17 protein-coding genes are annotated in these 26,853 nt (G+C 37.3%); 10 read left to right on the plus strand and 7 right to left on the minus strand.

Annotated features, from left to right (window positions below):
• Window positions 1–19: 19 nt before the first annotated feature.
• The gene (locus R4Z09_RS28595; RefSeq protein WP_338450051.1) at window positions 20–1,462 is read right to left on the minus strand and encodes a 4-hydroxyphenylacetate 3-hydroxylase family protein; all 1,443 of its coding nucleotides are present in this window, start codon (window positions 1,460–1,462) and stop codon (window positions 20–22) included.
• Window positions 1,463–2,316: 854 nt separating this feature from the next.
• On the opposite strand from R4Z09_RS28595, the gene R4Z09_RS28600 reads away from it, so the two are divergent.
• The 3 genes from R4Z09_RS28600 (at window position 2,317) to R4Z09_RS28610 (ending at window position 4,798) form a co-directional block, all read left to right on the plus strand.
• Complete coding sequence (locus R4Z09_RS28600) at window positions 2,317–2,928, plus strand: TetR/AcrR family transcriptional regulator (protein ID WP_338450052.1); 612 nt, start codon at window positions 2,317–2,319, stop codon at window positions 2,926–2,928.
• 396 nt (window positions 2,929–3,324) lie between these two features.
• Complete coding sequence (locus R4Z09_RS28605; protein WP_338450053.1) at window positions 3,325–3,912, plus strand: 50S ribosomal protein L25; 588 nt, start codon at window positions 3,325–3,327, stop codon at window positions 3,910–3,912.
• Between the two features lie 619 nt (window positions 3,913–4,531).
• Complete coding sequence (locus R4Z09_RS28610) at window positions 4,532–4,798, plus strand: hypothetical protein (protein ID WP_338450054.1); 267 nt, start codon at window positions 4,532–4,534, stop codon at window positions 4,796–4,798.
• 316 nt (window positions 4,799–5,114) lie between these two features.
• On the opposite strand, the gene R4Z09_RS28615 is transcribed toward R4Z09_RS28610, so the two are convergent.
• Window positions 5,115–6,191 carry an S-layer homology domain-containing protein gene (locus R4Z09_RS28615; protein ID WP_338450055.1) on the minus strand — a complete coding sequence of 359 codons (1,077 nt, stop codon included), beginning with the start codon at window positions 6,189–6,191 and terminating at the stop codon, window positions 5,115–5,117.
• A gap of 458 nt (window positions 6,192–6,649) precedes the next feature.
• Here R4Z09_RS28615 and R4Z09_RS28620 point away from each other — a divergent pair, with 458 nt between their 5' ends.
• Window positions 6,650–6,901: a hypothetical protein gene (locus R4Z09_RS28620; RefSeq protein WP_338450056.1), complete on the plus strand. Its 252-nt coding sequence runs from the start codon at window positions 6,650–6,652 to the stop codon at window positions 6,899–6,901.
• 260 nt (window positions 6,902–7,161) lie between these two features.
• On the opposite strand, the gene R4Z09_RS28625 is transcribed toward R4Z09_RS28620, so the two are convergent.
• A complete protein-coding gene (locus R4Z09_RS28625) occupies window positions 7,162–7,548 on the minus strand; it encodes a YkvA family protein (protein ID WP_338453382.1) in 387 nt (128 codons plus the stop codon).
• 352 nt (window positions 7,549–7,900) lie between these two features.
• Between R4Z09_RS28625 and R4Z09_RS28630 the strand changes: the two genes are divergently transcribed.
• The 3 genes from R4Z09_RS28630 (at window position 7,901) to R4Z09_RS28640 (ending at window position 14,013) form a co-directional block, all read left to right on the plus strand.
• The gene (locus R4Z09_RS28630) at window positions 7,901–8,794 is read left to right on the plus strand and encodes a permease (protein WP_338450057.1); all 894 of its coding nucleotides are present in this window, start codon (window positions 7,901–7,903) and stop codon (window positions 8,792–8,794) included.
• Between the two features lie 12 nt (window positions 8,795–8,806).
• Window positions 8,807–9,661: a TIGR03943 family putative permease subunit gene (locus R4Z09_RS28635; protein WP_338450058.1), complete on the plus strand. Its 855-nt coding sequence runs from the start codon at window positions 8,807–8,809 to the stop codon at window positions 9,659–9,661.
• 650 nt (window positions 9,662–10,311) lie between these two features.
• The gene (locus R4Z09_RS28640) at window positions 10,312–14,013 is read left to right on the plus strand and encodes a polysaccharide deacetylase family protein (RefSeq protein ID WP_338450059.1); all 3,702 of its coding nucleotides are present in this window, start codon (window positions 10,312–10,314) and stop codon (window positions 14,011–14,013) included.
• A 788-nt stretch (window positions 14,014–14,801) separates the two neighbouring features.
• Here the strand turns inward: R4Z09_RS28640 and R4Z09_RS28645 are convergent.
• Window positions 14,802–15,503, minus strand: a complete 702-nt coding sequence (locus tag R4Z09_RS28645) for a hypothetical protein (RefSeq protein ID WP_338450060.1) — start codon at window positions 15,501–15,503, stop codon at window positions 14,802–14,804.
• A 481-nt stretch (window positions 15,504–15,984) separates the two neighbouring features.
• On the opposite strand from R4Z09_RS28645, the gene R4Z09_RS28650 reads away from it, so the two are divergent.
• Window positions 15,985–16,731, plus strand: a complete 747-nt coding sequence (locus tag R4Z09_RS28650) for a 3D domain-containing protein (protein ID WP_338450061.1) — start codon at window positions 15,985–15,987, stop codon at window positions 16,729–16,731.
• A gap of 273 nt (window positions 16,732–17,004) precedes the next feature.
• Window positions 17,005–18,234, plus strand: a complete 1,230-nt coding sequence (ilvA, locus tag R4Z09_RS28655) for a threonine ammonia-lyase (RefSeq protein WP_338450062.1) — start codon at window positions 17,005–17,007, stop codon at window positions 18,232–18,234.
• A gap of 154 nt (window positions 18,235–18,388) precedes the next feature.
• Here the strand turns inward: ilvA and R4Z09_RS28660 are convergent, their stop codons facing one another.
• The 3 genes from R4Z09_RS28660 to R4Z09_RS28670 all read right to left on the minus strand — a co-directional run bounded on the left by R4Z09_RS28660 (window position 18,389) and on the right by R4Z09_RS28670 (window position 25,031).
• Window positions 18,389–21,349 (minus strand): DPP IV N-terminal domain-containing protein, encoded by a 2,961-nt coding sequence (locus R4Z09_RS28660; protein WP_338450063.1) that lies wholly within the window; start codon window positions 21,347–21,349, stop codon window positions 18,389–18,391.
• A 153-nt stretch (window positions 21,350–21,502) separates the two neighbouring features.
• A complete protein-coding gene (locus R4Z09_RS28665; RefSeq protein ID WP_338450064.1) occupies window positions 21,503–23,245 on the minus strand; it encodes an amidohydrolase in 1,743 nt (580 codons plus the stop codon).
• Window positions 23,246–23,669: 424 nt separating this feature from the next.
• Window positions 23,670–25,031 carry a sigma-54 interaction domain-containing protein gene (locus R4Z09_RS28670; protein WP_338453383.1) on the minus strand — a complete coding sequence of 454 codons (1,362 nt, stop codon included), beginning with the start codon at window positions 25,029–25,031 and terminating at the stop codon, window positions 23,670–23,672.
• 296 nt (window positions 25,032–25,327) lie between these two features.
• On the opposite strand from R4Z09_RS28670, the gene fumC reads away from it, so the two are divergent.
• Window positions 25,328–26,707: a class II fumarate hydratase gene (fumC, locus tag R4Z09_RS28675; protein WP_338450065.1), complete on the plus strand. Its 1,380-nt coding sequence runs from the start codon at window positions 25,328–25,330 to the stop codon at window positions 26,705–26,707.
• The last annotated feature ends 146 nt before the right edge of the window (window positions 26,708–26,853 follow it).

Raw genomic sequence — 26,853 nt, forward strand, 5'->3', positions numbered from 1 at the left:
AACCAGTTATGTATTTCACCTACTTACTGCTTTCCCTTAATAACCGCCAAATCGGCTCTGTAAAAGAGGTTTGGTCTGATTCACAATACTGTTTGGCATAAGCACGAACCGGATCACCCGCATAAAATCGTTCATAAAGTTCATGACGTGACCCTAAAGGACTCCCGATTAAATCCCAAGCTAGCTTAAATAATTGTACTTTTTTCTCCGCACTGACCGTTTTTCCTTCAAAGTAGTGATGCATGTGATTAGAATTTACTCCAAAGAAATCTTCAAACTTAGAAGGAACCTGAACAAATCCTCCTCCGCCTATTTGTTGTAAAATTTCGAGGGCTCTCGGATAAAAACGGGTTCCGATATTTCGAGCAGTATGGATATAGGAGAGTTCAGGCACTAAAACTCCCGATTCATCTAGCTTTGCTTGAACCTCTGAGGCAATCACAAGGGCCTTTATGGTATCAATCTGAATAAGCAGCTCACCCAACTTTTCTTGGATATGCAAATATTCATTAACACCTATTGCTTCCGCTACTGCAAAGGTGATACCTGTCACGAATTCCAACTTTGCAACGTATCGAACAATATTCTGATGAAAAGCAAGCGAATTAGCTGTTTTATTGGCTCGAAGTGCTAATACCTTCTCTGCGTTATCATGAAGCAAGACCCTTTCCCATGGAACGAAGACATCATCGAAAAATAGAACTGAATCCATTTCCTCATATCTAGAACTTAAAATATGGTCGTTTTTCCTTCTATCAGCGAAGGATTCCCGACAAACGATATGAAGCCCCCTAGAGTTCGCTGGAACAATCAGAACGTGTGCGTGTTTCGCCTGTTCCGGTTTAAATTCTAGAAAGGAAGATATAATAAAATCATGTGTATAGGGAGCCCCTGTTGCAATCATTTTAGCACCGCGTAAAATGATTCCATCATTGGTTTCTCTTACTATATGGAGAAACCTTTGAGCCACTCTGGTATCCTCCAGACCACTAGAGCGATCAATTTGTGGATCGACAATAGCAGTGGTTAAAAACAAATCTTGATCCCTTGCCTCTGTATAGTAAGCTGTAATCTTAGATTCAAAATGTGGATCTAGCTTCCCAAGTTCTTTTCTAGCTGCATACCATCCTGTTATCATCGATCGTGCATAATCAGACAACCGGCTCATCATACCATGAGTTTCTTTAGACCAGTAATGGAACGCCATGCTGCGCTTTTGTAAACCCTCTAATGTATAGGGTACTAAAAACGAATTGTGTACATATGACTTTCTTCCTGGTAATTTATAACCAACATTTTCTTTTTCATTGGGATCATCTAGCATATTGAAAAGCCGTGTAATGGTTTCAAGAGTTCCTTTAAACGCTGGATGAGATGCCAAACCCTCTATTCTTTCACCTTCAAGTAATACACTGCGTCCATCATTTAAGCTTTTTATAAATCGTTCTCCTCTGCTTAGCACTTGCGAACCTCCTTCCATCCAAATTAAACAGTTTTATACGTTTGCCCTAAGAATGCCAACAAACAAAAACAGAGACCTTTATTATTAGCTTAAACCTCAAGGGATTAAGCCTACATAAAAGTCTCTGGTAGTCCAGTTGACATATTAAATTAAGAGTGTTTTTACATATACCTATAATTCGCATTAATAAAATCGGAATTTGATATTTATTATAGCAAGACTACACTCCATTGCAACAAACATTTAACACTATTTTGACGTTTAATATATATTCAATTTATAAATGTTTTATATTTCTAAATTAAACCACATTTTTTTATAAATTGTACATTAAAGATTCTAGAAAAATTCTTTTACTCCTTTAATTTTTTAACATCATACTGAAATTCATCGAGATAATCCGTTTTGAAAGATTGACAAGTATGTTCTTAAAAATAAGTGGCTATAGTAGCTAAATCAAATCCTTATTACAAATTTTTTACAACAAAACTTATAATTCATATTGATTAAATTGGAATAGTATGATTATTATAATTACATTAGCGAAGATCTTATTATCAATCAATTAATAGCATTTCGACGTTTTATGGATACTTAATTTATAAGTGTGCGATAAATTGGGATCTTTCATTGGATGTATTTTATTGATCTGTCATAAATCAAACTGAAGAAACTTATGAATAAGAATAAAATGAAATTTGGGATATATCGATTTCAAAGCAAATCATTTTCTTCACATAGTAGCGATAAAATTCCACTTGAATAACTACTCTTCTATAGATTTTAGAAACAATCTAAAAAGAGATTTTTGGCTTTAACTTCGAATTTTATTCATTTCTTTTGGAGGAGGTAAAATGGAGAAACTTCAACCCATTCTTGACCGCCGAATTACCAGGACTCGTCAACTTATATATGAAACTTTTATATCTTTTATTTCGGAAAAAGAATTTACTCAAATATCTATTAAAGACATTACCAATGGAGCTAATATCAGCCGGTCTACTTTTTATGCCCATTATCAAGACAAATATGATTTGTTAGATAAAACGATTCAAGAGAAACTATCAGAATTAAATAATTCTTTAGTAGAAACCAAATCTAACTATATAAATTATCAGTCTAACATTGAGATTTCTGACCCCTACTTTGTAACATACTTTGAACATTTAGCTATGAATCATAGATTCTACCATACAATGTTCACTAAAATGGACTCCTCCGAATTTCTTTCAAAAATGTATGAAGTGATTAGAGAGAGCTTTTACATCCGTGTATCAAGTATGGAGAAGGAACAAAAATTATTAGTACCATTAGACATATTACTCGATTATTGTAGTTCATCAATTATAGGCATTACAAAGGTATGGATGGAAAATAATATGATTTATTCCCCTCATTACATGGCTTTACAACTAACGCGTCTAGCTATTTTGGGCATTTATAAAACAATGGGTAAAATGAATTAGAATTGTAGGAAAGTCATGCTCCAAAGACATAAATTATACTTTCTTAATATAATAAACACATAAGTTACAACAAAACTATTAGGACACAAGAATTGTGGAACGCCAACAAAGGTAGAGTGAAAACTTTATGAATATATTGATTACCCAAAAGAGAAATCCAAACAAAAAACACACTTATATAAGTGGCGATTAATTTTTCTTGTGGCGTGAAACCGATTGACATTGACAATTCCTTTTAACCAACCCCAAATACGCTCGACGACATTCAACTAGAAAAGTGCTTGACGTTGAATAGGATGATAAAAAGAATAGTAAGCTAATTTTAATAATTCTTAGATATTTCTATAAAGATGAAAGTCTAGGATTTATATAATCATTCAGGAAGGTGGAAGTTAAGTGAATACGTTAGTAGCTGAAGAAAGATATGAGTTTAAAAAATCTGCTTTGAAAAAGTGGAGAAATGATGGGGAGATTCCCACAATTGTTTATGGAAGTGATATTAACACTAAATCTATTTTTATTAAAAACGCAGATTTAGTTAGAGTCATAAAGAATGTTGGTAGAAATGGTATTATCTCTCTAAATCTTGATGGAGATTCCAAAGATGTTATTTTAAGAGATTACCAATATGAACCTTTAAAAAAGGAAGTACTTCATGTAGATTTCCTTCAAGTTAATAAGGATACTGAACTTGATACAAAAGTTAGTGTCTTTCTAAAAGGAACATCTGTTGGCGAAAAAGCCGGAGGCATTGTTAAACAATTTCTTCATGAATTAGATATAACAGCAAAAGCGAATGATATCCCAGATAATATTGAAATTGATATCACTAATTTTGATATTGGTCATTCCGTTCGAATAGCAGATATTAAAAAAGTTTATTTTAATTGTACAATCAACCATGAGGATGAAGAAATCATTGTTATGGTCGACTATGTAAAATCTGCAACGGAAGAGGAGGAAATTACTCAAGCCCAAGCATAAAATAATTGAAATAAGTTAAAGTGACAGAAATCAAACTTGATTTAGCACTCTATGCTAATAATCTAGCATATGAAACTTATTTCAAATTTTATACTTCGTCTATTTTCCCTTTTAAAGTATAAATAAAACGAAAAACTATGTCAATAATTTTCAAGAAAATATTCATTGGTTTTAATCAGTCTATAGCAGAGGCATTTATTTGTTCTTCTGCTATAGATTAGCATATCGTTCCTCCTGAAAGTATGCCTGCCGCAAGTTAACACAACCGAACTGGGTCGCGGTGCCTGTCCCCCTGTTCCATAGCAATTACATCCCGCCTAAAAACGGCCGATCTTAAAATTACTCAGTAAAAAAGAAACCTTTCCTAACCTTCGGTCGTGCGGCTGAAGATTTTTTTACATTTATACTTGTAAGTGATGGTACTGTTACCACTCTATGGCCTCCCAGAGTTTGTCAGTGCTAGGAAATGAGGAGAAATTCCAAAGATAATTTTTGTCAAACAAATTTTTTTGGTATTTTTCAAGCGAATAGACAATAAACTCTCAATAGAACAGCAATGTGGACAAGTAGGTTTCATATAAAATATAGAAGAAATTTTGAATGAATAGGAGGAAACGGGTTGAGCAAAGGCAAAAAAATCATTAAAGATACAATTAACAGAGCAGAAAAAGATTTAGCCAACGCACCGAAACAACAAACGTATGTTTTTTGGATATGCGTAATTATGACTATTTATTTTGTGTTTAGCTTGATCGTATATCACCACATCCTTTACTTGATTTTAATACCTATTTCTTGGACTCTATATTTTCTGAAAGTCGGATTAGATAAATGGTATCGCAGAATCATTGATGAGAGAAAAGAAAAATACAAAGATCTTTTATAAATCTTATAACAATTCTCGCGTTACCTTTTGAAACGTGAGAACCGCCCCCTTTTCAATTCAACCCTTCCATCCTTTTCTGCATGAAATAAACCGTTCTGGCTGGCAAATATAGTATTAATGTTAGTAAACGTGGAGACGGTTCTCACGTTTCTAAAAAGTCTTACTTATACCTAATAGACACACATCAAAATCGCCCCTACTACCGTTAATAAATTGTTAAATAAGTTTTTTCGAGGATAACCAAAAAGACCTATTCATTAAAACGAATAGGTCTTGGGTTTATATGTTGTGAAAATTACTCTTTTTTAATAAGGAATTAAAGATTCTCTGCTAAAAATTCTTCTTCATCAAAGCTTGGCAGGTAGTTGTATATCTTCCATTCTCCGCTGATTGGATCTTTTTTAAGATTGTAGATACCATCCATATTTTCTCTAGCGTCCATATTAAAATCTGGACTCTTGATGACGATGGACATGATCATGCCAGTCGCTTCTACTGTAGCAAATCGGTTTGACTTTTGAAGGACATTTAAATTCAAGTTCTCATCATCGATTTGAACGGTATATTCCATTCCTTCTTCTTGTGGACTCAGCCATTCGGTTGTCAAAAGACCTTCAACTAGATAGTAGCCTGTTCCATGTTCATTGTATAAAGCTGCAAGCTCAGCAAATGAATTCGTTTCAGCAAGGGCGTTTTCGCGAGTAATATGATCTGTTAAGAAGGCTGTAAGATCCGCATCATTCGGTAATGCTGACTGTTCCTTTTGAAGCGCACGATGGATCATAACCATTGCTTCAGCTCTAGTAGCATTTTTCGTTGGATTGAATTGGCTTCCATTTCCATTCACAATATTAGCTGAAGAAGCTTTGCTGATGTACTCATATGCCCAGTTTTTTGAGTCTACATCTGTAAAGGCCTTACTGTTTGTATTTTGGAAATCCACTGTTTTTTCAAAGGATTTAACAATAATTTTCGTGATCTCAGCACGGGTAATATTGTTATTCGGATAAAACTGACCATTATTCCCACTAATTATTCCTAGATCACTCGCAATTCGAATTGAATCGGTGTACCAGTGATTTTGTTTTACATCTGAAAAAGTCGTTCCAGGGCCATCACTAGTTAACCCTAAAGCAGATACGATAATTTTGACGAATTGGGCACGTGTAATGCTATCATTTGGTTTCACATACATATTGTTTTCGTCATCCACGTATCCATCAATAATATCGGCATTGATGAGATCTGTCATTTCCTCATTTGCCCAATGGTCGTAAAAGACTTCATCCATAGGAATATAGGAATCTAGTGTTTTTGTTCCTGCAGCAAAAGCAGATTGAAGGGGGATAAAAACAAATAATAATACAAGTAACAATATTTTGACAGCTTTCATGTTTTTCTCCTCTCAGGATAATATCATTCTATGTAGATGATATAGTATTAATAGAGAATAGTCTAACTATTTTGTAATATTTTTGTCATTTTGAAGCTAAATTTGTAAAATTTCAGGAAACACTATGTGGCTACTTGTATCCTTTATACTTATTTTATGAGAAATCACTTTTCCTTTATCAAAGAATTTAGCTAAGTAGTGGTTTCCAGACCATGGTGTAAATTCCTTCTGAAGGTATGCCTGCAGCAGGTATTATGTAATTGAACTGGGCCGCGGTGCCTGTCCCTCCGGCCCACAAAAAATCTTTCACACACTCATCACTTTGCCCATATAAATCCACTGGTTTTCATCTTATAATGAAAACATCAACTCATGAGATAAGTCACAATTCAATACCTTTGGAAACTCCTATCTGCAATCCTCTAGAACGCAAATTCACATAAGGCGGCGATTGAATTTTGGAAGAATTCCTATCTGGAAACTATATTTCAAGAGAAATTAAACAAGTCATCAACGATGTTGGCGATGAACTCGAATTTGAAATCATCCGCTACAAAGACCGCTACTCTGTAGTCGTAACCATTAGTCAGGATAAACCACCTTTTAAAGAATACATTGGTTTTGGCGAAGATCCACGCAGAAAAAAAAGAGCCCTGCGAATGGCTCTGAAGGAACTTTATTTGCAAGCTTATGGGGAAAAACCAGACTAATAACTCTAAAACATCAGTTATAAGGCTCTATCTCAGGATCAAGCTTGTATTCGAACGTTTATTGTGAAACTCTAGGTGGAGTTATAGAACGAAATGAATTCCCATTCTGACAAAGCGAAGGAAAAAAGGAGAGGGTTTGTCAGTATAAAGATTCCTTTCTGACAAAGTGAAAATAGAATAGCTAGGTCTTTTCAGAATAACAACCCCAAACCGCTCCCCTTACTCTACAAATCCCAGCGATCACCGCAACAAAACTCAATTCATCCCAATTTACCATCAATATCCGAAGTATCTACCCCATCACCAAACCAATCTTTCAATTTTTCTCTGGCTTGATTCTTAACATCTGCATCAATATACATGGATACTTGCCATAATGCTGCAAGAATTACTCCGATATCATCAGTATATCCAACTCCCGCTACTACATCTGGAATCCAGTCTAAAGGCAAAATAAAGTAACCTAATGCCCCAATAATAACAGCTTTATTTTTCATAGGTACTTCTTTCTTTTGTAATACATAATAAAGGAGCAGCACCGCATACACCGCTGATGAACCGGCTTTTTTAGAGTATTTCTTAATCTTATTCCAAAGTCCATCTTCTGAATAATGTTCACTATGTTTTTGAAGTGTTTCTTCATCCATCGTTTCTGCTTTACCCTTTAAATGCTCTACTTCTTCATTACTAAGATGAATCTCTTCTCCTTCAACTACATCAAGTAGCTCCTCTTCCTGTTTTTTCTTTCTAAATTTGTCAAACATTTTTATCCTCCCTAGTACTACACATTTTCAACATAAGGTATCTAATATTAGTTTAACAATATTTCCATGTTTATGTAAAAAACTATTATAAATAGCCCAATGTACGATCAAATGAAACGCAAGATTCCCTGCCTTCCCCCACATCCCACAGGTAAAAACAAGAAATTGACTTTCACTATAGACAGGATTATCATTGATAAGCATTTACTTCGCCTTTTTTTGGAGGTGTATGGTGATGAGTTATCAGTCACTGTTACAGCTGAATACGATTTTTATTAGTATATTCATAGAATCCTTTCCCTTTATTTTACTAGGGGTGCTTATTTCAGGGATTATTCAAATGTTTGTGTCAGAAGAAATGATTGCAAAGGTCCTGCCAAAGAACCGCTTTCTGTCTGTTCTGTTTTCAATTGGCTTGGGGATTTTATTTCTTGCCTGTGAATGCGGGATCGTTCCGATTACGCGCCGATTAATCGCCAAGGGCGTTCCGCTTCCATCGGCTATCGCTTTTATGCTCTCAAGTCCCATTTTGAATCCAATTGTTCTTTTCTCTACTTATATTGCTTTCGGGAACAGCTGGAAGATGGTGATTTATCGCGGGGGAATCGCGCTACTCGTTGTCTTAATTGTGGCCTATCTCATTTCGCTGCAATTCAAAACTTCGCAGTTGAGAGAGGAAAATGATTCACACACACACCAACATGCACACGAACATCACGAACATACATTTAAAGAAAAATTAGTAGGGATGTTCAAGCATTCGATTGATGAACTTTTTTCAGTAGGAAAATTATTAATCATTGGTTCCTTGATTGCTGCAGGTATTCAAACCTATTTAAATACATCTCTATTATATAGTGTTGGCCAAGGAAAAGTTTCGGGGAACCTAATTATGATGGGTTTATCCTATGTAATGTCCCTATGTTCCCAGGCAGATGCGTTTGTCGCTAGTTCTTTCCGAAGCACGTTTCATGCTTCATCGCTCGTTTCTTTTCTCGTGTTTGGAGCCATGCTTGATATCAAAAATACAATTATGCTATTAGGTACGTTTAAAGCAAAATTTGTTCTCTATTTAGTCATCTATATTTTTCTATCCGTACTAGGCCTAACTTTATTACTCACTTTTTAAGAGGGTGTGACCATGCGATTATTTATATTAATAGGAATCAATTTTTTGTTTATGCATTTACATGCCTCTGGTAATATATCGAAATACATTAATATGAAATATTCTTATGTATCAAAAATGGCGATGATCATCCTTGGTATTTTTACCATTATGGAATTCTATATTTATTTAAAAGAGGATCCTGATCGCGAGCATCACGATCATCATCATCATGATGACTGTGATTGCGGCCACGATCATTCTCATGAAAACAAGGGCTGGAGGAAATATGTGATGTACCTTCTCCTTTTATTTCCTGTTTTCACAGGCATCTTTCTTCCAGTGGCAACAATGGATTCCAATATTGTTGATAAAAAAGGCTTTAACTTTTCTGTATATGATGATTCAGATCCATATAGCTCGCACCAATTCCTGCAGCCTGATACGAGTCTTTATTATGGAAAAGATCAATATCTAACCTTAATGGAAAAATCAAGGGATCAATTATTGCATAAAAACGGTCTTACCTTAAACGACAGCAACTATCTGAAGGATTTGGAGATCATTTATTCTTATCCAGGGGAATTTACCGGGAAGCAAATGACGTTAACTGGATTTTCCTATCAAAACTCAGAGGGCTTGGATCCGAACCAAGTATTTCTATTTCGATTTGGGATCATTCACTGTGTATCCGACTCGGGAGTATTTGGGATATTAGTGGACATGCCAAAGGACCTTCATCCTCAAAATGATGAATGGTACACCGTCACCGGCGAACTGGAAACGATGTATTATCAGCCATTCAAGAAAACGATCCCTGTTTTAAAGGTTTCTTCTTATACGAAGATGGAACAGCCGGAAGAACCGTATGTGTATAGAAAATATTAAGAATACTTTTTGAGATCAAAATGGACGGAGCGTTTACGCGCTCGGTCCATTTTTTATTGCAGCTGCTGAAACACGGGGATGGATCGAAACTACTTATTCATAAGAATAAGTGTACATTCTTAATAGATATAGTAAATGCGCAAAGCTTATATTCCAATAAAATAGGTTATGCTACTTCCCTTTTCGAAAGCTTATCTCTTATTGTCTACCGAAACAAAGCCATTTTTCCTTTTTCGGTAGCTTATCACCCTTATCACAATTGATTTCAGTCACCACCAACGGATTTCGTGCAATACCTGTCTAAAATTGCTTACGAAGAAACTATTCCAGCAGTCTCAGACGGTTCTCGCGCTTCACGAAAGCCGCAGGTGACCACCGTGACAAGTTCCGATTTCGCTCAAAATGATCGGGACATGTTACCCATCCCCTTTTCCCTAAATATAAAGAACTTCTTCTCCTACCCCCATAAACTTAAATGAAATTCCTAAGTTTTTAATGTAAAGTCATTTTTTGTCGAAAAGTCTTCCGCTTGATGAGCAGCATTCAAATTCACTTCGGTTAACGTTCCAATCCATTGTTTAAAGATAATAAACTCATCTATTAAACAGAATGATAGCTTTTTTGATACTACACCTATGAGGAGGAGTTTAATGAATAGATTTTTTAGGTGGGTGATCCGATCCTTATTTGCACCTGTTACCGGACATGCAGGATCCATTGCAAGTACACTCGGTTTTTTTCTAGCCTTTTTGCCATTAGATAATTTACAAATTCCATTATTGTTTGCTTTTTCACTTTTGCTGCGGCTTAATATTATTGCCTTATTCCTTGGAACGTTGATTACGACTTTTATTCCAACTATCCGTGATTTACCCGTTCTCGATTTACCTATTTCGAAAGATTTAGGGTTAATTTCTGACTTACTAACGAACGAACAAGTTTCACAATCCGTTGCAGCAGGTGCCCTAGGAGGCTTAATCGGTCTTGTGTGCTATTTTTTCTTCCTCTGGTTTTACAATTTAGGGCTGAAAAAAAGGGAGCAAAATCAAGAACATGTTTTTCTTGATCCTGGCAAAAGACGTTGGTCTATTATTACACGAATAACTGCAGGCTTTGCTGCTTTCATTATTTTAGTATCGTCTTTTTTCATTGAAAGCCTTTTTACTAACCCAGAACTTCCTGAGCTTCAATTGAAAAAGAGCACGGCAATCGAGCCGATTCATACAAGCTTCAGTGAAGAAGAGCTTGCTTCTCAGCTGCAAAAAACGTCCCCTTCCCCTCCTACAGAAGAAACGATGGGGCTATTAAACAAAACACAAATGACTAGCAAACAGGAAGTGTATGGCTTTTATGTCAATTGGGACGAAAAAAGCAAAACTTCTTTTAAAAAGAATATCGATTCTCTTACAGCGATCGTGCCGGAATGGGTGCAGCTTACTCCCAACCTTACCTTTAAGACTAGTACGGACAAGTCAATTGTTACAGAGGCAAAGGCGAATGATGTAAAAATTCTTCCATTAGTTAGTAACTTTACTAATAATAAATGGGATGGCGATATCCTGCACCAGTTATTTACTACTCCTGGCGCTGAAGACCTTTTTATAAAAAATTTATTGGCTTATGTGAGAACCAATGATTTTGACGGGATTAATATAGACTTTGAAAATATGAATCAACAGGATAAAGATCATTTTACTCGTTTTATGAAGAAAGTATCTGAAGCCTTTCACCAGCATCATCTCATGGTGACAGTGGCTGTCCCGCCGCTGAATGATAGTATTGACTATGCTTCTGTAGCAGCTAGTGTTGATCGGATGTTCGTTATGCTATATGACCAGCACCACTCCATGAGTACACCCGGACCTATCGCTTCAACTGAATGGTTCAAAGAGACCTTATTCAAGCTTGATATTCCTTCCGAAAAATTGATTGTGAGTTTAGGAAACTACGGCTACGACTGGGAAGAAAACTCTCAACAGCCCGCAGATGCGATGACGTTCGGGGATGTCATGAATCTGGGAGTAGGCACGAACCTTCAAATTTATTGGAACAAACAAGCAGGAAACCCTTATTTACGTTATAAAAAGAACGGAAAAAACCATGTTGTTTGGTTTTTAGATGCTGCTACGTTCTATAATCAAATGAAATTATCGATAGCCAGCGGCTCGAAAGGAATAGCGGTTTGGCGCCTCGGTTCTGAAGATCCTTCAATTTGGAATTTTATGAATAAGCCAAAGGAAATGGACGATCCCTCCAATGCCCTTAAAACCTTGGTCAGTTCTGATCCTGTTCACCATACAGGGGCTGGAGAGGTCGTAAAAATCATTTCTGAATTAGAAAAAGGGAAAAGAACAATTCAATTGGATTCAAATAGGTTGATTCAAGACGAAACCTATGCGAAATTACCAAAGCCTATTCATGTGGCTAGGTATGGGAAATCGGAGAAAAAAGAAGTTGTCCTTACCTTTGATGACGGTCCGGATCCAACCTATACAACACAAATATTGGACATTTTGAACAAGAATGATATAAAAGCGACCTTCTTTATCGTTGGTAAAAATGCTATGATGCATCCCGAATTAGTGAAAAGGATGTATACGGATGGCCATGAAATTGGCAGCCATACCTTTTCCCATCCGAATGTTGCATCCCTCACCTCTTTTCAAACGAAGATGGAGCTTAATGCCAATCAACGTTTATTTCAAGCCATTACAGGTCATTCCATGAGCCTATTCCGCCCACCGTTTGAGGCCGGTGCAGAGCCGAGTACAAAGAGCCAGCTGCTGCCTATCATGCGGGCACAGGACATGGGGTATACCATGGTCGGTGAATTTATTGACTCTGACGATTGGCAAGAAATTTCCAGCACCGAAATTGTAGAGAGGGTATTGGATCAACTGCCAGAAGGAAATGTTATTTTGCTGCACGACGCTGGCGGAGACCGCTCTAACACGGTAAAGGCCTTGCCAATGATTATTAAAGAGCTGAAAAAGCGCGGATACACTTTTACCACCACCGGTGAACTAATCGGAAAAAGCGAAAGTCAAATGATGCCCCCGGTTACGAAGCAGGACAGCCCTTTTCTAATCTATGACAAGGCAGTATTTAAGATCATACAAGGCTGGGGTTCAGTTATAAGCCTCTTGTTCTACTCCGCTATCGTTTTAGGAATCTTGCGCCTGGCTATCTTCGTCTTTCTTTCTAGAAAGCAGATAAAAAAGTATAAAGAGACTGAGATCGACCCTGCCTTTACACCTTTTGTAAGTGTCGTAATCGCTGCCTATAACGAGGAGAAAGTCATTTGTAAAACGGTTGATTCGATTTTATCCAGTGATTACCCAAACTTCGAGATACTTGTTATCGACGATGGATCAAAGGATGATACGGCTGCTGTTGTTCAAAAAGCTTATGCCAATCATCCTCAAGTGAGATTAATTAAAAAACCTAATGGAGGAAAATCATCCGCTGTTAATCTTGGTTTTAAAGACGCAAAAGGAGAAATCGTGGTAGCTCTTGATGCGGACACACTCATTGCCGAAAATGCCATCTCACTGCTTGTCAACCATTTTAAAAATGAAAATGTTGCCGCTGTTTCAGGGAATGTAAAAGTGGGTAATAAGGGGAATCTCCTTACAAAATGGCAGCATATTGAATATGTGACAGGCTTTAATTTAGAGAGACGGGCCTTTGCCGTCCTGAATTGCATTACGGTTGTTCCGGGAGCAATCGGTGCATGGAGAAAATCAGAGGTAGAAAAAGCCGGTTTCTATAAAGAAGATACATTGGCAGAGGATACGGATATCACGCTGACTCTTTTACGTCTTGGGAAAAAAATTGAATTTGAAGAAAGAGCGTATGCCTATACAGAAGTACCAGAAGATATAAAAAGCCTTGTAAAGCAGCGTTACCGTTGGGTTTATGGTACGTTACAATGCTTATGGAAACATCGTGGGGCATTATTTAATAAAAAACATCACTCATTAGGATTTATCGGTCTTCCTAACATGTGGCTGTTCCAATATATTTATCAAACCATTTCACCAATTGCAGATGTATTGTTTATTATGGCTCTTTTTGGCAAGCACCCTGGTAAAGCAGCTATTGGATTTGTCCTGTTCTACTTGTTGGATTTCTTTACTTCTCTATATGCATTCCGATTGGAGAAAGAAAGTCCCAAACCGCTAGCCTCATTGTTTCTACAACGAATTATATACAAGCAGCTTATGGCTTATGTCGTCATAAAATCGATCTTTTCGGCGATAAAGGGAGTAACGGTTGGTTGGAATAAGCTAAAAAGAAAAGGGAATGTCACACAAGAAACACCTCTTGTGGAGGTTAAAGAAAAAATATAAAGAAGACTTCCATAAGTGGGGGTTTTTCTCATCCCCCACTGATGGTTAGTCACGCGGAGCCTGACTGACCTTTCTAAGAGCTAAAGCTCTAAGAAAAGATCTTGTCGGACCTTTACGGGCAGTTGCTCTCCCACCTACCTTCTTCAAATTATATACTCAGAATCTTGAGGCGGGAGTCTTACTACCCGTTAAGAGTGGGATAAATGAATATCAGCTATAGGCCTTTCCATTTGGAAAGGCCTTTTATTATGATGTATAAAGGAAAAAGGACCACCGTCTTAGGGTAAGTAGTTCAGTTTTGTGGAGAAACGGATAAAATATCATATTAATTAACAGGCTAAATTGCATAGTAATTTAGGTGCTTATAATCCTTGTTATATAATTGAATATCGAACTTTAGCATATTAAAAATCATAGCAAACAACACACAAAATAACATAGTGATAATAACTATTGTCATCTTGTAAGTTGGAATGTTAACAGGACACACGTTCCGTTATTTGCAGTAAGAATTATGATTTTACATTTTTATAGGACATACTTTCAGCTATTTATATGAAAGGTTGTTATTTTTTCGTTATTTTTAACAAATAACGTACTCAGTGTCCAAAGGCTCTCCAAAATAGATTTATTTATGATAATAACGTACTCAATGTCCACAAAACCTGTTATCCATGCGTTTCTGTTTGTTATCTCTATTGATTTTTCTGTTGTGATTTCGAATGTTTTTTACATTTTCCCCACATTATCGGAACTACTTAGTCTTATAGTGATCCTTTTTGAAAGAACTACATATTCTTTCCGTTATTCGCTTTTTTAACTTGATTTTCTTCTTTTACAGCTTGAGAAACTTGTTGTCCATAATTACCTGCAGCTGCTGGATTAGCTCCCGGCGCATTAGGTTTAGTTGCTGCAGCTGGTGCTGGTACACTTGGTGTGGTCGTTTCTGGTGCCGTAGGTGTAGGCGTTGGCGCTTGTTCATTTGGTGTAGGCGTTCCTGGCGTCGCAGGTGTAGTCGTTGGCGTTGGCGTTGGCGCTTGTTCACTTGGTCTATTCGTTACTGGCGTCGTGGATGTACTCGTCGGCGTTGATCCTTTTGAGCTAGTTCCAGAAGGAGGTGCGGCCGTTGTCACATTCGATTGGTCAGAAGTCGTTGTTGCGGTCTTGGTTACTCCCTCAGTATTCTGGCTACTGGCGGCTATCGTCTTTGTATCACTTATGCTTATATTATTTTCAGCCACTTGGACAGCAGCAGGATTAAGTGAAGGCTTGGTTTCCACGTCTTTCACATTCGGTGTTGATATTTGAGCTTTCGATTTTTTTTCTTCTCGGTTGATTACATCCGATTGTTTCGGTGCTTCAGATATCGTGACATCATTTTCTTTTTGCACCTGTTTAGTAGATTCATGGACTAACAGGGCATTCGTGACAGAAAACGTAACAGCACCCGCTAAAACCATAGCAAAAGCTCCCTTGGTCATTTTTTTCATGTTATTCCCCTCATGTCTAATCTATTGTCATCTTAATAGAATACGTATCACCTTAATAGTTTATGGGGGTACTACGAAAACAAAATGGTGAATCTTATTAACTCGCTCTCAACTTCAATACTGTGTTTAGGAAAGCTATTTTGGCATATATTGACAAACTTTGGGTGGTCACAGTGACGTAATATTTGTTCTTACATTCTATATATTGCCTCTTCACCGGATAATCTTGCTTCTTTCATTTCTATGATCTAGAACATTAATCTTTCACTAGTAAACTGATCCTGAAAAAAATGGCAATCATTGAGTACTTGGAACCGAATTCATATACATGTCCCCCATATCCCTAGTGACAGCACTCCCGAAATATTGTCATAATTCTGTCATTTTCGTCATCCAATTAATATCTTCCTGTCCCATTTCTGTAAGATTACTATGTTAAGATATTCAACATGAAACGAACAGCCGATGGGAGGCAAACAGATTGAAACAAAAATTATTTTCTATCATTACAGCAGTTACATTCTTTATTATAGCCAGCACAAGTGTACAAGCAGAACAAATCGTCGTACATAAGGGAGACACTCTTTGGGACCTTTCAAAACAATACGGAGCATCAGTAGAATCAATTAAAAAATGGAACAATCTATCAACTGATGTGATTCATCCAAATGACCTTCTCGAAGTATCACCTATTAAACACCTACTTGTAAGCGAAGGGGATACTCTCTGGAATATTTCTCAAGTATACGGAGTTACAGTAGATGACCTAAAGAAATGGAACAATCTCTCTTCAGATTTAGTTCATCCTGGTTTGAATTTGATCATATATACGGATTTATACAATGAAGCATCAGTTAAAGCAGAAACAGTTACTACAAACGCACAAAGCGTTCAACAAAATCCAGCACCAGCTGAAACTGTAAACCCAGTACAAGGCTCTAAGGAAATCACGGTCGAGGCAACCGCCTATACAGCTGAATGTGAAGGCTGTATAGGAATAACGAAAACAGGTGTCGATCTAAAAGCAAACCCGGATGCAAAAGTAATTGCAGTCGATCCATCTGTTATTCCTCTGGGTTCAAAAGTCTACGTAGAAGGATATGGGTATGCAACCGCTGAAGATACAGGCGGAGCAATCAAGGGAAATAGAATTGATGTGTTTGTTCCTAACCATGATGACGCATTACAATGGGGCAGAAAGCAGGTCAAAGTGACGATTATTGAATAAATAGAGATAAGAGAGCCCCCATTTTTTGGGGGCTCTCTACGTGTTTCATAAAAATGAAAAGATGGTTATTGCGTTTAGCACTATGCTTTCCGGGCATCCCAGTGTGACCATATATTCGTGGAATATTTTATGAAACAAGATTTTTCGGTGTGTTCCCTAGTTGAGTGGGGGTCTGTTCGAATCCCTGTGGGCATTTTCTGAAATCTAGACATAGTTTCCTTCTCCCCGTACATCCTAAAAAGAAGAACTCTGGATGGATGAAAGGAAGAGTACATGATGAACATCAACGATATAATCATTGCACGGGAGAAGATGAAAGGTATTGTCTACACAACTCCCCTTGATTATTCAAAAACATTTAGTCGGCTTTCACATAATGAAGTCTATTTAAAACTGGAAAATCTGCAAAAGACAGGCTCATTCAAAGTAAGAGGCTCCTATAATAAGCTTATGTCCCTATCAAAGGAAGAGTTAAAAAAGGGAGTAATAGCAGCATCAGCAGGAAATCATGCTCAAGGGGTTGCGTATTCAAGTCAAATGCTTGGCGTTCCCTGCACCATTGTGATGCCCAAAGGCGCACCGCTAAGTAAGGTAGAAGCAACGAGGAACTATGGTGCAGAGGTAATATTAGAAGGCACAGTATTTGATGACGCTCTCGCCTATGCCTTAGAACTGAAAGAGCAAATGGGCGCCACATTTATTCATGCTTTTGATGATGATGCCATCATTGCAGGACAAGGAACGGTCGGATTAGAAATTATCGAACAACTTCCGGAAGTTGAGGCGATTATTTGCCCTGTTGGCGGAGGCGGACTTATCGCTGGTGTTGCGCTGGCAGTGAAGGAGAAAAATCCTCATATTTCTGTATATGGGGTTCAAACCTCTGCTTGTCCAAGCATGAAGCAGTCATTGTTGGAAAACAAACCGGTAATGGTTGAATCCTCACCCACGATGGCTGACGGAATAGCCGTTAAAAAACCAGGGCTAAGAACTTTCGAGATCGTTCAAAAATACGTTGATGATATTTATTGTGTAGAGGAAATGGAAATTGCCAGGACCATGCTAATGGCTTTAGAGAGAAATAAGCTGCTAGTAGAGGGATCGGGTGCCTGTTCACTTTCTGCACTGCTTTATGAAAAATTAAAACTGAAAGAGAAAAAAGTCGTTGCTGTATTGAGTGGCGGAAACGTAGATATGAATTTTATTTCAAGAATTATTGAACATGGCATGGTTGAGTCAGGAAGATATGTTACACTAACCATTACCTTAAAAGATAAACCAGGTGAACTTGAAAGAGTATTAAGTACAATCTCTGATCTTGATGCAAACATTCAATCGGTTAACCACAACCGAATTGGTAAGAATATTTATCCTGGTTATGCCCAGCTTGAGATTTCAGTTGAAACAAAAAATCATGATCATATTGGGCAGCTTTATAGGATTTTAACAGAGAAGAATTACAATGTAGAAATGAGTGATTTTTACCCGTCAGCAAACGAGTGAAACCGTGGAGGCGATTGGTCGCGGTTTTCAACAAGGAAGTATGCAGGCACCTTGACCCAGTATTTTTCTCAACCATACTGGGTCGCGGTGCCTGTCCCTCCGTTCCATTTAATGTCAAATTCCGGAGCGTCACTGTGACGGCACTTAAGCGAATCTAATTTTGTTTATTAAATGGAGCGATAATGTCATCGATTGGATATACTTTCCCATCTTTCATAACCATTTGAACGTTAACGGTATCTTTTATATTTTCTAAAGGGTTCCCCTTCACGAATACAAGATCCGCAATCTTACCTTCCTCAATGGTTCCTAAATCATCTTCAACACCCATCTTTTTCGCTGGGTAGTATGTGGCAGTACGTAATGCTTCATATGGTGTCATTCCATATTCAGTCATAGCCATAAGTTCTGCGTGCGTACTAAAACCCATTGTTACAAGTGGTGAATCTGTACCGTTTATTACCACTCCGCCTGCATCAATAATGTCCTTTAATATCGCCACATCCTTAGCAACACTCTCTTGATATTCCGTTGAAGCAACCTCATACTCACTCTTAAATGATTGATATTGCGAAGGTGTATACAATTTTTCGATACGTGGATCTGAAAGGAGTTCAGGATAGAATCCAAGCATGTTCGCAAACAGGGTGGATGTGACAGACATTCCAGATTCTCCAGCTAATTTCACGACATCATCATAGGCATATCCGCTTGGACTGACTGTTCGGGAAAATCCTAGACGTTGTGTAGCGGAAATATGAGATGTTCCATCTTGTCCGAATGCCATAGACGGGAAGAAGTAATGTGAAAACGCAGGTATTCCGATTTTGTGAGCCGCATCAATCACATAAGCTTGATAATCATTTGGCAGTCTCACATAAGTTTTCAAAAGATCCACATCTAGGGACTCGGCTCTTTCTACTTCTCGCTTAACAGCATCTAAAGAAGTAGTAGGTCTCATATTGCTATAGTACACGCGTGAACCCTCGATCAGCTCACTTGATGCAAAATAGCGTGGAGCTACCCGGTTTCCAGATTGGATTGCTTCACGGTCCTCAATCGCACCATACGCATAATCTCCCATTGAAACCGTACTTGTCACGCCAAAAGAGAGTAATTGACGTCCTTGTCTAGAACCGTAATAAGACTGTGATAACTGCTGGTGAATATGCGTATCCCATAATCCTGGAATCACGGTAAGATCACTCGCATCGATTACTTTTCCGTTATGCTCTTTTTTATGCGGTCCAATATCGACAATTCGGTTACCTTGTAACGTGATATCAACATTTTTCTTTAGTTCTTTACTGACTCCATCCCATAGTCCCCCAACATGAATCACAGTCTTTCCAGTTGGAAGCTCGGATTTCCATTTCATATTGAAAGGTACTGTCTGTGATGAACCTCCATCGATTGAGATGAGTTTCAACTCTCCCTTTGATAGATACATCAATGTGTTTGAATCTCCACTCCAGCTAGGCGAATCGGCAATTTCATCTGAAACGAGTCGAGGCTCTCCTTTTGGCTGTCCATTTTCATCAACCGCCATCACCCAAAGCTGACTTTCAATAATAAAGGCTATATGTTTTCCATCTGGTGACCATACAGGTCCTGAGTTATTTCGGTTGCTCAGTGATTTGAAAGGGATCGGATCAACAAAGTTTTTCGTTCCTGTTTTAGTATTAACAACATAAACTTGATTGGTTCCTTCACGGAATCGACTTGAGAATGTATTAATCGCTGCTAACGCAATGGTTTTACTATCAGGTCCCCATGCAGGAGGTCCAGGTAAGTTTAGTCTTTCTATTACTTGTTTTGACTCTCCAGTGCTAACATTGACTGTATAAGTTTTTCCATGTTCATCTTGATAAGCAATCTTCTCCCCATCCGGAGACCATGCAGCAGCAAATTCAGCACTGTCAGACGTTGTTAAACGTTGTTCCTTACCTGAAGCCAAATCTAAAAGATAGATATCTTCTGTTCCTTCCTTATCAGATGAATAAGCAATCTGCTTTCCATCTGGAGACCATGTTGGATCAAGCTCCATATAAGAGTCATCTGTCAATTGGCGTGGCTTTCCATTGCCTACGTCTAATAGCCAAAGATCATTAAGAGCAATAAAAGCAACTTGCTTTCCATTCGGTGAAAGTTTCGGTGCAACAATTCCTTTTACATCCTTTTGTTTCTTAGAATCAAAATCATGTTCTTTTGATTGATATTCTTGTAAATTTAAAGATATCTCTGCACGAAAAGGAATGGTTTCTGCCTTTTCTTGATCTAGCTTTCTTGTTTTTATGTGGCCATCAGCAGTGTATACGATTTCATTTGTTGACAACCATTCGACAGGAAAAGGGAATACATCTTCATTATTTGTTACTTGCTTACCAGAAATTTTTAAGTTGCTTTGTAGTCCATCTTTTACAACATAGGCAATGTCTTTACCTTCTGGTGACCAAGATGGATTTGAGATTGTCCCTGATTCTTCTGTTATGATCGTGCGAATATTTCCAGATGCATCAACAACTTTGATTTGTTTGCCATCTACATAAGCAATTTCATTTCCATCTGGAGACCATGTTGGTTGATACTCTTCACTTTTTGCATTCGTCCAAACCTTTACTTCATTTGTGGCTAAATCCAATACCCATATATCATAATTCCCTCCACGATCTGACGAAAAGGCAATTTTAGATCCATCAGGAGAGTAAGCTGGTTCACGATCATCATATTTCCCAAAAGTAAGTTGTTGCATATCAGATCCACCGGGGTTCATAGACCAGATATGATAATTTCCGCCTTGATAGGATTGGAACGCAATTCGTTCCCCATCTGGAGACCAATCTGGAAAAGAAGGATCAACATATGAATCAGAAACCTTTTTAGCCTTCCCACCTGACATAGGTAGTGTCCATAATATCCCCTGTAAATCCATCACAATTTGACTATGATCCGGAGAAACAGTAACAGCAATATTGGTTCCCTTGGTTACTGTTATACTTTTAGAACCATTTTCAGCATTTGCCTTAGATGAAGCACCTGTCAATATATCTTGTCCAAGGAACAAAATAGGGATCAACATTAAAATAGTCCATCTGAAAATGTTTTTTCTTTTCATAAAGCAACTCCTCATACTTTCATGTAAATGAATGAAACATTACTATACTAGTATCAATATAAATGTAGGTTAATCTGCAACAGGTACAGTCAGCCCAATAGCTGTTGTTGAACATGCCAACAATACTATTTCGACATGGAACTGCCACCAAGCCTATTGATTAAATGAAGGATTTGTATAAACAATCTCCCCATTAAATACAGTCATTAAGGTTTTCGTTTCACTGATTTCTGATTCTGGAATTTCAAAAAGGTTTTTCTCTAAAACAACTAAATCAGCGCTTTTACCTTCTTCTATAGAACCTGCTTCCTCTTCTCTAAAATTCGCATAGGCTCCATTAATTGTATAACTAGTAATCATTTGAGCAAGGGATACTCTCTCCTCTGGCCATAATACTTTATTCGGATCGGTTTCACCTGGAGCTAATCTTGTTACCCCCATTTGTATTGCCTTAAGCGGCCAAAAATCATTTACTGGAAAGTCACTTGAAGAAGCAACAGGAATTCCAGCATCAAAATAACTTTTCATTCGAAACACGTGATTGGCTCTCTCTTCTCCAATCGTCCTTACATAGGATTCATTTTTGGCAAACCAGAAAGGCTGCATAACAGGAATAACCCCTAAATCTTTAAAACGTTTCAAATCTTCCTCTTTAACGAGGTGCAGGTGAGTAATTTCATGACGGGAATCTCTTTTTCCATTAACCTTTGCTGCCTCTTCAAAACCATTTAGAGATACCGTGACCGCTGCATCCCCAATAGCATGGATATGAACACGAAATCCTTCTTTATCCAAAGCTGTTACAGCCTTCTTGAATTCCTCTTCATTCCAAACAGGATGTCCGTACTCGCCAGGCATATGAACGTATGGTTCGTGGAGATAGGCAGTTCCTGCTGCAAAGACTCCATCCATAAAGATTTTAACGCTATTAATCTCAAACAAACCGCCTTTATGTTCCTCACGTTTCTCGATAAAGTGTGGGATTTGCTCTTTCCATTTATAAGGATCAACGTATAGGGCTACTTCGTATCTTAATGTTAATTGGTCATTCTTCTCTAGTTCTCCCAATGCATCAATGAGACTGTCGGTCGGATAGTGAACCGGAACGAATACAGACGTCACTCCTCTTTCAGCAGCTACCTTCTGAAAAGCAAGAATGGCCTCTTTGTACTCTTCCACGGTAAAGTCCGGAACAGGTAGAGCATTAATGACTAGTTCTTGGGCAGAAAACTCGTGTACGATCCCTGTCGGCTCATTTGTTTCTACGTCGCGTTCAAAAACACCGCCCACTGGATCCGGTGTATTGGCATCTATTTTTGCATTCTTAAGAGCCTTTGAGTTTACCCATAAAGAATGATGGGCACTCGTGATGAAAACAGCCGGTATATCAGATACTACTTCATCAAGCCATTCTCTAGGCTGAAGATCTCCAGAATTACTAGTGACAAGCCTCTCATTCCAGCCAATAGCCCGCAATTGCTCTAGGTCCGGGTGTTCTTTTACATAATCTTGAATCGCTTTTTTGTATTCTTCTAATGTAGAGTAAGAAGATAAATCCAGCCAAAAGAGGCTTTCAGACATAAGATAGGCATGATTATGACTATCTGTTAATCCTGGTAAAACCATTTTCCCTTCTAGATCAATCACTTTTGTCTTAGGTCCTTTTAGTGACATAACACTATTGTTATTCCCAACATAGACAATTTTTCCATCTCGAACACCAATCGTTTTTGCGATACTGCTATTTTCATCAGAGGTATAAACATATCCATTTTTTAAAATCAAATCTAAAGGTTCATTGTTTTTTGGTGTTGCAACGTTCTTTGCTGATGCAACACTAGTTAAAGTTGAACATAAAAGGATAAACACTAATAGATAAACAAAGGATTTTTTCAAAATAAATCAAGACCTTTCTGTACTTTTTTTGTAGACTTCATTCGTCAAGTTAACTAGCATTCATGACCTTATTCATACATACACCTTCCTTCAACATTTCTAATAAAATAAGACCTCATTTTTACAATTCCTAAATTATTAAATAGATTAAGAATAGTGGAAATTGTCTTACTGCATATTCGTATTTGCATTTTTCGTGCCAGTTTTACAAAAAATGAACTATTTTTTAAATAGATTTATATTAAAATGATTTAAATTCTTAAAAAACGTATGATTATGTAAAAAATTATTTTTATAAAAAATAGAAAATCTCGAAATAAATCAGCTTAATTTCCACGAAATTAAAGTTAAAAAAATAGAAAGTAAAAATAATTTTACTGATTTCAGTAAAAATATTTTTACTTTCTATTGAATCGATAGAAATCTATTCCTTTAATTTATATTTGTCCATTTTATATTTTAAGAGCTGTTTCGAAATACCTAATCGTTTAGAAGCCTCTGTCATTTTTCCATTCATGTTGTCTAGTTCTTTAATGATCAATTCTTTCTCAAAGGACTCTACTAATTCTTTTAATGATTGTGATGACTCTTTAAGCGGCCCAATTGCAGGAGAAACATTAAAATCTTTAATTCGTTTCGGAATATCATGTAAAGTAATCACATGGGTAGAGACATTATTATAGGTTGTTTCAATGGCGTGTTTTAATTCACGTATATTACCAGGCCAATTATATCTTTTAAAACACTCAATCACTTGGTCTTCTACTTCATCGACAAATATATTCATATTATTATTATAAAACTCAATATAATACTGAGTGAGTAATTCAATGTCTTCTATTCTTTCCTTCAGTGTTGGTAAATCGATTTGGACAACAGCTAAACGGTAATATAAATCCTCGCGCAGCCTTTTCTCAGCTACCAATGTTTCTGGATTTTCATTTGTAGCGGCTATGACTCTTATATTTAAATAAATATTTCGGTTCCCGCCAATTCTTCTAATCATTTTTTCTTCAATCGCTTTTAAAATTTTTACTTGCAGATAATAATCTAATGAATTAATTTCATCTAAAAACAGTGTTCCACCTTCAGCTTGTTCAAACAAACCTATACTATCACTTGCCCCCGTAAAACTTCCTTTCACTGTACCGAATAGAGTACTTTCCATTAAGTTCGGAGGAATGGCTCCGCAGTTTACAGAAATAAATGGTCCTTGGTAAGATTCACTCAAGTTGTGTATGGATTGTGCTACAAGTTCTTTTCCTGTACCCGTTTTACCATGGATTAAAACCGTAGAGTTTGTTCTGGCAACGTTTTTGATTTTTTGTTTAACCTCTTCCATTTTTGGACTTTTCGTTATTAGATTATCAATTGTATAGATGGTATTATTCTTTCGATAGAGTTTATGACGGGCTATTTTATCTATAGATTTAATATTCTCCCTATTATATAAATGTTTCGAAAATTCAATAGCGCCAATCACTTGATTGTTTTCTATAATCGGATACGTAGAACTAATTGATATAAAGGAACCACCTTTTTTTGTTATTAGTTCTTGTCTTTTATTACACACAGGAGTACCCATTTTTAAAGCAGCCATAATGGTACTATTTTCATCGGATAGATTTTGATAAAATTTTAAAAAATGTTTTCCTATGATTTCTTCGGGTCTCAGTCCGATTTCTCTTAAAACGTATAAATCAGCCAACTCATAAAAAATAATCATTCCATCCTTATCTGCCACTAACACATTGTCATACTCGGATAGATGCTGATAGTTTTCCATTTTCAATTTGATCATCTCCCCATCCAACTTCAAACGATCTTTTTAAAAATCCACTTTAGCCTTTTTGTACATTGAATTTATCTTCAATTAAATGATTTAAATCCTGATTAGTAAATAACATAAGGCTCCCTTTCATACACTAATCTTGATACCAAATATATGTCTCTACCATACGATTTCAGTCAAATAAGGTCAATTCCATTTTGACTATCGACAAATTTCGATGTTTTTTTGAGGTATTTCTGGGAGTCACTGTGACGGAAACAAACTGGACCAAAACAATGAGGTGGTTAAATATGGACAATTTTCGTATAGAGAAGGATACACTCGGTGAGGTTCGTGTACCTAAGGAGAAACTTTGGGGAGCGCAAACACAGCGGAGTAAGGAAAATTTTAAAATTGGGAACGAAAAGATGCCTTTGGAAGTTATTTATGGCTTGGCTTTTATCAAAAAAGCAGCAGCAATCGTCAATTTCCAATTAGGTAAATTAAGTGAAATCAAAATGAATGCCATCCAAAAAGTTTGCGATGAAATCTTAAATGGGGATTATGATGAGCATTTTCCATTGGCTGTTTGGCAAACTGGCAGTGGAACACAATCGAATATGAACGTAAATGAAGTGATTGCCCATGTGGCAAATGGACGGCTAGAGGCTCAGGGAGAAACGGAGAGGATTCACCCAAATGACGATGTCAATATGTCCCAAAGCTCCAATGATACGTTTCCAACGGCCATGCATATTGCAGCCTATATGAAAATAATGGAGAACCTCCTTCCTGCCATTCAAGAGTTAAAACAAACATTTCTTGAAAAAGAAAAGGCTTATTCAAACATAGTCAAAATCGGCAGAACACACTTGCAGGATGCGACACCACTGACACTTGGGCAGGAAATCAGCGGTTGGAGGTTTATGCTTGAGAAGAATGAAAAAATGATCACAGAGGCAGCAAAGTTTTTGCTTGATTTAGCAATTGGCGGGACAGCTGTAGGTACAGGAATTAATGCCAGTCCTCAATTTGGAGCTGATGTAGTGCAACAATTGTCAAACCTAACCGGCTACCCTTTTCGCTCTTCTGAAAATAAATTTCATGCCTTAACTAGCCATGATGAAATCGTTTATGTACATGGAGGATTAAAAGCTTTAGCAGCGGATTTACTAAAAATTGCAAATGATGTTCGCTGGCTTGCGAGCGGCCCAAGAAGTGGAATTGGTGAAATCCGCATTCCTGCCAACGAACCAGGAAGCTCAATCATGCCTGGAAAAGTAAATCCAACACAAAGTGAAGCCCTGACAATGGTCGCAAGCCAAGTGTTTGGGAATGACGCCACTATCGGCTTTGCAGCAAGCCAAGGTAATTTTGAGTTAAATGTGTTTAAACCCGTTATTATTTTTAACATGATCCAATCCATCACATTACTATCAGATGCGATGATTTCCTTTAATCAACACTGTGCAATAGGAATAGAAGTGAACGAAGACATTATTAAAGAACATGTGGAACGATCACTTATGCTTGTGACAGCATTAAACCCTCATATTGGCTATGAAAAGGCAGCAGCAATCGCCAAACTTGCATTTAAAGAAAACATCAGCTTAAAGGAAGCGGCAGTTCAAACAGGGTATCTATCAGCAGAACAATTTGATCAATGGGTTAAACCAGAGAACATGGTATAAAGGTGAAACATCAGAATCAAGGCGTACTGTGAAGTAGATCCAGTCCCTCGTCCCCCAGAAAAAAAAAGAAAGCTCTGTGAGAATATAAAATCTCTGCAGAACTTTCCTTTTTGTTTTTAATCGTTGCAATTTCCCTAGTTCGCTTT

This window comes from Niallia oryzisoli, assembly GCF_036670025.1.
GTDB lineage: Bacteria > Bacillota > Bacilli > Bacillales > Cytobacillaceae > Bacillus_BD > Bacillus_BD oryzisoli.

Coding starts and splice junctions, on each gene's coding strand:
- ilvA (WP_338450062.1), top strand. CDS start 17,005: ATGATGAACATCAACGATATAATCATTGCACGGGAGAAGATGAAAGGT.
- R4Z09_RS28600 (WP_338450052.1), top strand. CDS start 2,317: ATGGAGAAACTTCAACCCATTCTTGACCGCCGAATTACCAGGACTCGT.
- R4Z09_RS28615 (WP_338450055.1), bottom strand. CDS start 6,191: ATGAAAGCTGTCAAAATATTGTTACTTGTATTATTATTTGTTTTTATC.
- R4Z09_RS28625 (WP_338453382.1), bottom strand. CDS start 7,548: ATGGATGAAGAAACACTTCAAAAACATAGTGAACATTATTCAGAAGAT.
- R4Z09_RS28660 (WP_338450063.1), bottom strand. CDS start 21,349: ATGAAAAGAAAAAACATTTTCAGATGGACTATTTTAATGTTGATCCCT.
- R4Z09_RS28640 (WP_338450059.1), top strand. CDS start 10,312: ATGAATAGATTTTTTAGGTGGGTGATCCGATCCTTATTTGCACCTGTT.
- fumC (WP_338450065.1), top strand. CDS start 25,328: ATGGACAATTTTCGTATAGAGAAGGATACACTCGGTGAGGTTCGTGTA.
- R4Z09_RS28645 (WP_338450060.1), bottom strand. CDS start 15,503: ATGAAAAAAATGACCAAGGGAGCTTTTGCTATGGTTTTAGCGGGTGCT.
- R4Z09_RS28635 (WP_338450058.1), top strand. CDS start 8,807: ATGCGATTATTTATATTAATAGGAATCAATTTTTTGTTTATGCATTTA.
- R4Z09_RS28630 (WP_338450057.1), top strand. CDS start 7,901: ATGAGTTATCAGTCACTGTTACAGCTGAATACGATTTTTATTAGTATA.
- R4Z09_RS28670 (WP_338453383.1), bottom strand. CDS start 25,031: ATGGAAAACTATCAGCATCTATCCGAGTATGACAATGTGTTAGTGGCA.